General features: G+C 40.8%; 4 protein-coding genes. All 4 read left to right on the plus strand.

The window, feature by feature from the left end; genetic code table 11:
* Positions 1–114 precede the first annotated feature (114 nt).
* The 4 genes from NSA57_RS19105 (at position 115) to NSA57_RS19120 (ending at position 5528) form a co-directional block, all read left to right on the plus strand.
* The gene (locus tag NSA57_RS19105) at positions 115–1809 is read left to right on the plus strand and encodes a sensor histidine kinase (RefSeq protein ID WP_257465812.1); all 1695 of its coding nucleotides are present in this window, start codon (positions 115–117) and stop codon (positions 1807–1809) included.
* A 4-nt stretch (positions 1810–1813) separates the two neighbouring features.
* Entirely contained in the window at positions 1814–3340 is a 1527-nt protein-coding gene (locus NSA57_RS19110; RefSeq protein ID WP_257465813.1) for a response regulator transcription factor, read from the plus strand.
* A gap of 322 nt (positions 3341–3662) precedes the next feature.
* Positions 3663–4535 (plus strand): ABC transporter permease, encoded by an 873-nt coding sequence (locus NSA57_RS19115; RefSeq protein WP_257465814.1) that lies wholly within the window; start codon positions 3663–3665, stop codon positions 4533–4535.
* A gap of 18 nt (positions 4536–4553) precedes the next feature.
* The gene (locus tag NSA57_RS19120) at positions 4554–5528 is read left to right on the plus strand and encodes a carbohydrate ABC transporter permease (RefSeq protein WP_330671397.1); all 975 of its coding nucleotides are present in this window, start codon (positions 4554–4556) and stop codon (positions 5526–5528) included.
* Positions 5529–5611: the final 83 nt, after the last annotated feature.

Genomic DNA, 5611 nt, shown 5'->3' on the forward strand with positions numbered 1-5611 from the left:
AACAGATTTCTTTGAAAAAAAGTAATAGAACCACGTACTTAGGACTAGCCGTCGCGCTAGCGACTTGGTACAATAAACTTCAAAAATAAGAATCTGACTGCAGGGAGACAGAAAATGAAAAAACATTCCTCTAAACAGCTTTATTTCAGAATGTTCTGGGGCTATACGACCATTGTATTTCTGGTGGTGTCTGCGCTGGTTATTTATTTTCTTTCTGTTGCCGGAGGAAAGGCTCTGAAAGCAAACACGGATGCCAGGGATCAGGTATGCCGGGACGCCAGAGACTATCTGGAGGAAACCGGACAGCAGGCCGACTATGTTTATAAAGCTTTATATGGATCAAAAAGAGAGCTGGATGATCTGATCGCTTATTTTCAGTTGGATAAAGAGGAATACCAGAAGTATTGTCTGGACAAATACATGTCCACAGATGAACTGGAATATCAGAATATTTATGATTTTGTAAATGAAGTATTTTCAGCCAGCAGTGAACTGAAAAAAATAGAGCTGATAAGCTATGCCACCATGGAAATGACACAGTGCTATCCTCAGAAGGTATTTTATCCGGGAAAAGACGGAAAAAAGAGAATAGAGGAGCTGGAGCAGGAACAGTCCCGCAAAAAAGGGGAGCTGGTGTATCTGAAGGAAATAAGAAATCCGGATACCCTTCAGCAGGAGGGCTGCATGATCCTGACCTTTGATGCGAAAGAGACTCTGGAAAAAATCCAGGATTCTAATCCCTATGTCATGCTTGCAGTGGCCTCACAGAATGATCAGGAGATTTATGTGGGAAAGAAAGCCGGAAACTGGAAAGAAAATATCCGGCAGAGGGGATACGATGTAATACAGGATTCTGTAGATGAATACGTGGTTTATTCCTATGTCAATAAAAAAGAGGCGGCAGATCTTTCCGGAACTACGTTTCTGGCAATTATGGGAATGGGATTTCTTGCTATAGCAGTGGGCGTTGTTTCTATTTCCTGCTATGTAAGGAAGTTTACTGCCAGAGTAGAAACGATCCTGGATGCAATGAACAGGGTAAAGACCGGAAACCTGAAAGACCGGATCCAGGTGGACAGGGTGAGGGACGAGTTGGATATGATTGCCGGAAATTTCAATGAAATGTGCGGCAGGCTTGAGCTTTATATCCAGAAAAGCTATCTTGCGGAGATTGAGACAAAAAATGCTCAGATGCAGGCGCTTCAGAGTCAGATCAACCCACATTTTCTTTATAACACTCTGGAGGCGATCCGTATGAAGGCTATCTGTAACGGAGACCGGGAAGTGGGAAAAATGCTGTACAGCATGGTGGTTCTGTTTCGAAGCCAGCTGAAAGAAGCTGATATTATCACCCTGGGCCAGGAACTGGATTACTGTAAACAGTATATGGAGCTGTTTGAATACAGGTATCAGGGATGCTTTCTGTCGCAGGTGGAATGTCCTGTGGAGCTTCTGGCGCTTCCGGTACCAAAGTTCATTCTGCAGCCGGTAGTGGAAAATTATTTTATTCATGGTATTGAGAGAGACCGAAAGGATAACCAGCTCTTTATATATGCGGAAAAAAAAGACGGGCAGCTATGTATTTATGTAAAGGATAATGGCTGCGGTATGGATGAAGAAGAAATACGCAGAAAAAATAAAGAGCTCAGAGAAAACTGTTATGGGGAAGAACAGAAAAAATCAATCGGTATTGGAAATGTAAATCGGAGAATCCGTGCGATTTACGGAGAACCCTATGGTATTTCTATAGAAAAGGCTGATCCAAAAGGCCTGATCGTCATACTTACAATAAAAACAGAAGAGGAATAAAAAGATGGAAAAGGTTATGCTGGTAGAGGATGAAGAGTTTATCCTTCAGGGTATCCGCTATATTATCGAGTGGAAAGAGATGTCCATGGAAGTTGTCCATATGGCACATAATGGAAGAGAAGCGCTGGAACTGTTTAAAAAAGAGCCTGTGGATATTGTGGTTACAGATGTGGAAATGCCTTTTATGAGCGGGCTTGAATTAATGGAGGAGATCAGGAAATTAAGTCCCAGGACAAGATGTATCATTCTGTCCGGTTATGATGAATTTGAATATGCCAGAAAGGCTATGAAGCTGGATGTAGAGGAGTATATCTTAAAGCCGGTCAATGAGGAACAGCTGAAACAGGCGCTTATTCATGCAAGAGAGCATCTTAATGAGATTGACAGAAAACGGGCAGGCAGTATGGAAGGGAAGATTGGCTGGCACAGGTTTCTGAAGGGAAAGCTGAAACCGGAAGAGGAAGCTGAGTTTTATCATATTCTTCCTGCAATTGAAAGTGACAGTACAGTTTTTGCCTCTCTTATGAAAATAGACACAAGAACTCTGAATGAAAAGCAGGGGCTGAACGATATCCTTGTGGAGCTTCAGAATGAGACACACCGGATAAAGGTAATCTGTCTTGCGCCGGATACACTGTTTCTGCTTTTGTATCTGGAAAGCGGACACACAGAGGAGGATGTGCTTGAATATTATAAAAGCTTTCAGGACAGACTGGAGAGCCGCTGCGGGATCATGAGCTTTCTTACCTTAAGCCATGCCATTGACTGCTACAGTGCTCTTCCCCAGTGCTATAAGCTTGTTTCCAGACTTCAGAAATACAGAATGCTGGAGGGATATGGAACCTGCATTAATGAAAATCATATTAAGGACAGAAAATCCGGAGATGTGGTAATTGATGAACAGCAGCTCCGTAAGCTGATTCTTAAAAAGGATAAGGAAGGCGCGCTTAATTATATAGAAGATCTGTTTATCAATAATCTGAAGTCAGAGGTTAATGTAGATGTGCTGTATCAGACTGCGCTGAAAATTGCAATGCTGCTCCATGATATTAAGGTGGAATATAAACTGGCACAGTCCAGAAACTTTCAGAACCTTTCGGAGATCATAGAAAAGATCTACCAGGCAGACGATATTTTTGGTCTGAAAACGATTTTTATTTCTGAGATTTCCGAGATCATTACATATCTGCATACAGAGGATTCTCAGTATACGCCTGTGGTTAAACAGATTATGGCTGAGGTTCAGAAAAATTATAAAGAAGATATGAACCTAAAAACTCTTTCCTATAAATATCATATGAATGCTTCTTATCTGGGACAGATTTTCCAGAAGGAGGCAGGCTGTTCCTTTGCTCAGTATCTGAGCAATATCAAAAATGGCGTGGCAAAGGATCTGATCCTGAATACCAATATGAAGATCAATGATATTGCAAGAGAAGTGGGATATCCGGATACCAGTTATTTTTACAGGAAATTCAAGCAGTGCTATGGAGTATCACCGGCATCTTTGAGAAACATGAAAAAATACTAAAAGTATCCCCGTAAGTGTGTATATAAAATGGACAAATTCTGCAAGTGGAAAAATTATAGATTTTTCTTAAAGAAAGAGTAGAATTTGTCCATTTTTTAAATTTTTTTCACTAGAATATGTACAAGAAAACTGAAAGTTTTCGACTATGATTTGTCCATATCTCCTAGTATATTTGTATATGAGAAAAGGTGCACAGTATAACAGCCGGCGGTTATCAGGAGTACCGAAAAAAGGAGGTTGTGAAGTGAAAAAAGAAAGAAAAGGCAAGAAAGTGGGATTTCTCACCCGCCTGAAAACCAACAAGGAACTGCTTGTTTTAAGCATGCCTGGTGCGATCTGGTTTCTTTTGTTTGCTTACCTGCCATTGTTTGGTGTCCTTGTGGCATTTAAACAGTTCCGTCTGTCAGGAAACTTTTTTGAGAGCCTTATTACAAGTAAGTTTGTAGGCTTTGACAACTTTAAGTTTCTGTTCAGCAGCGGAGATGCGTGGATTATTGTAAGAAACACAGTATTATATAATGCAGTATTCATTATTCTCGGTGTTGTTCTCCCTGTTATCGTGGCCTTATTATTAAATGAACTGAGAAATAAAGGAATGGCAAAGATCTATCAGAGCTCCATGTTCCTGCCTTATTTTTTATCCTGGGTTGTTGTCAGCTATTGTGTGTATGCATTCTTAAATCCTGAAAAAGGTTATTTCAACAGTATTTTACAACAGTTTGGACATGATGGTATCTCTTGGTATACGGAGAAAGGCTTCTGGCCGTTCATCATTATTTTTATGAGCCAGTGGAAGGGTATTGGTTACAATACCGTAGTGTACCTGGCTTCTATCTGCGGAATTAACAAAACCTACTATGAAGCGGCTGTGCTGGATGGAGCAAGCAAATGGCAGCAGATCAAATATATTACGATTCCGCTTTTGAAACCTGTTATTACAATTCTGCTGATCATGGCAGTGGGAGGTATCTTTAAAGCAGACTTCGGACTGTTCTACCAGCTTCCTATGAACTCCGGTCCTCTTTATCCGGTGACAAACGTTCTGGATACTTACATATTCCGGGCACTGCAGACAAACGGAGAGATTGGTATGAGCTCGGCTGCGGCGCTGTTCCAGTCAACCGTAGGATTTGTACTGATCATGATCGCAAATAAGATCGTGTCCAAAGTGGACAGCGAAAATGCATTATTCTAAGAAAGGAGATAAGCAGGTATGTCAGTTTCAAAATTGAAACAGTACTGGATGGAGCGCAAACAGGAGAAGCTGCTCAGAAATATGGAAGACCAGCAGAGCGAGTACAATAAGATAAAAAAATCGACAAATGTATTGTTTAATGTGATTCTTACTATCTTATCTCTTTTGAGTGTGATACCGTTTATTTTTGTTATTATCATTTCGTTTACGGACGAAGAGGCTCTTGCCATGAACGGCTACCGGTTTATACCGGAAAAATGGAGTCTGTATGCTTATGAATACATTGTCAGTGCAGGAGAAAATATTCTGAGAAGCTATGGAGTTACCATTCTGGTAACAGTAGTGGGTACCCTTATAGGACTTCTGCTTACAGGAACCTACGCATATGCTCTTTCAAGAAAGACCTATGCTTTCCGTTCCTTCTTTACAAAGGTGATTACAGTTCCCATGCTGTTTTCCGGCGGTATGATCGCAAACTACCTTGTTATGACAAAGGTACTTATGCTGAAAAATACAATATGGGCGCTGATCCTGCCTCTATGTATGAACTCTTTTAACGTTATTGTGTTAAGAACATTTTTTAAGACCAGTATTCCTGATTCCGTGGTGGAATCGGCAAAGATCGACGGAGCCTCTGAATGGAAGCTGTTTTTCAGGATCGTAATCCCAATGGCTATGCCGGGACTGGCTACCATCGGACTTTTCCTGACACTGGGCTACTGGAACGACTGGTTTAATGCACTGATGTATATTGATAATAAGGACTGGATCCCTCTTCAGTTCCTTCTGATGCAGATTCAGAACTCTATTGACTGGCTGGCAAGCAACAAGTCCATGATGGGTGTGGATGGTATCCAGGCAGCGGCAAACCTGCCGAAGGAAACTATAAAAATGGCAATTGTAGTAATTTCTACTCTGCCAATTATCTTTGCTTATCCGTTCTTCCAGAGATATTTTGTCAATGGACTTACAATCGGAGCTGTAAAAGAGTAATAAAAAGGTAGTGTCAAATAATCTATGAAAAACAGAGCTAAAGAAAAAGGCTCAAATGAACCTTGAAAATTGCAGATATTTAT

It is taken from the genome of Blautia caecimuris, assembly GCF_024622975.1.
Classification (GTDB): domain Bacteria; phylum Bacillota; class Clostridia; order Lachnospirales; family Lachnospiraceae; genus Blautia_A; species Blautia_A caecimuris.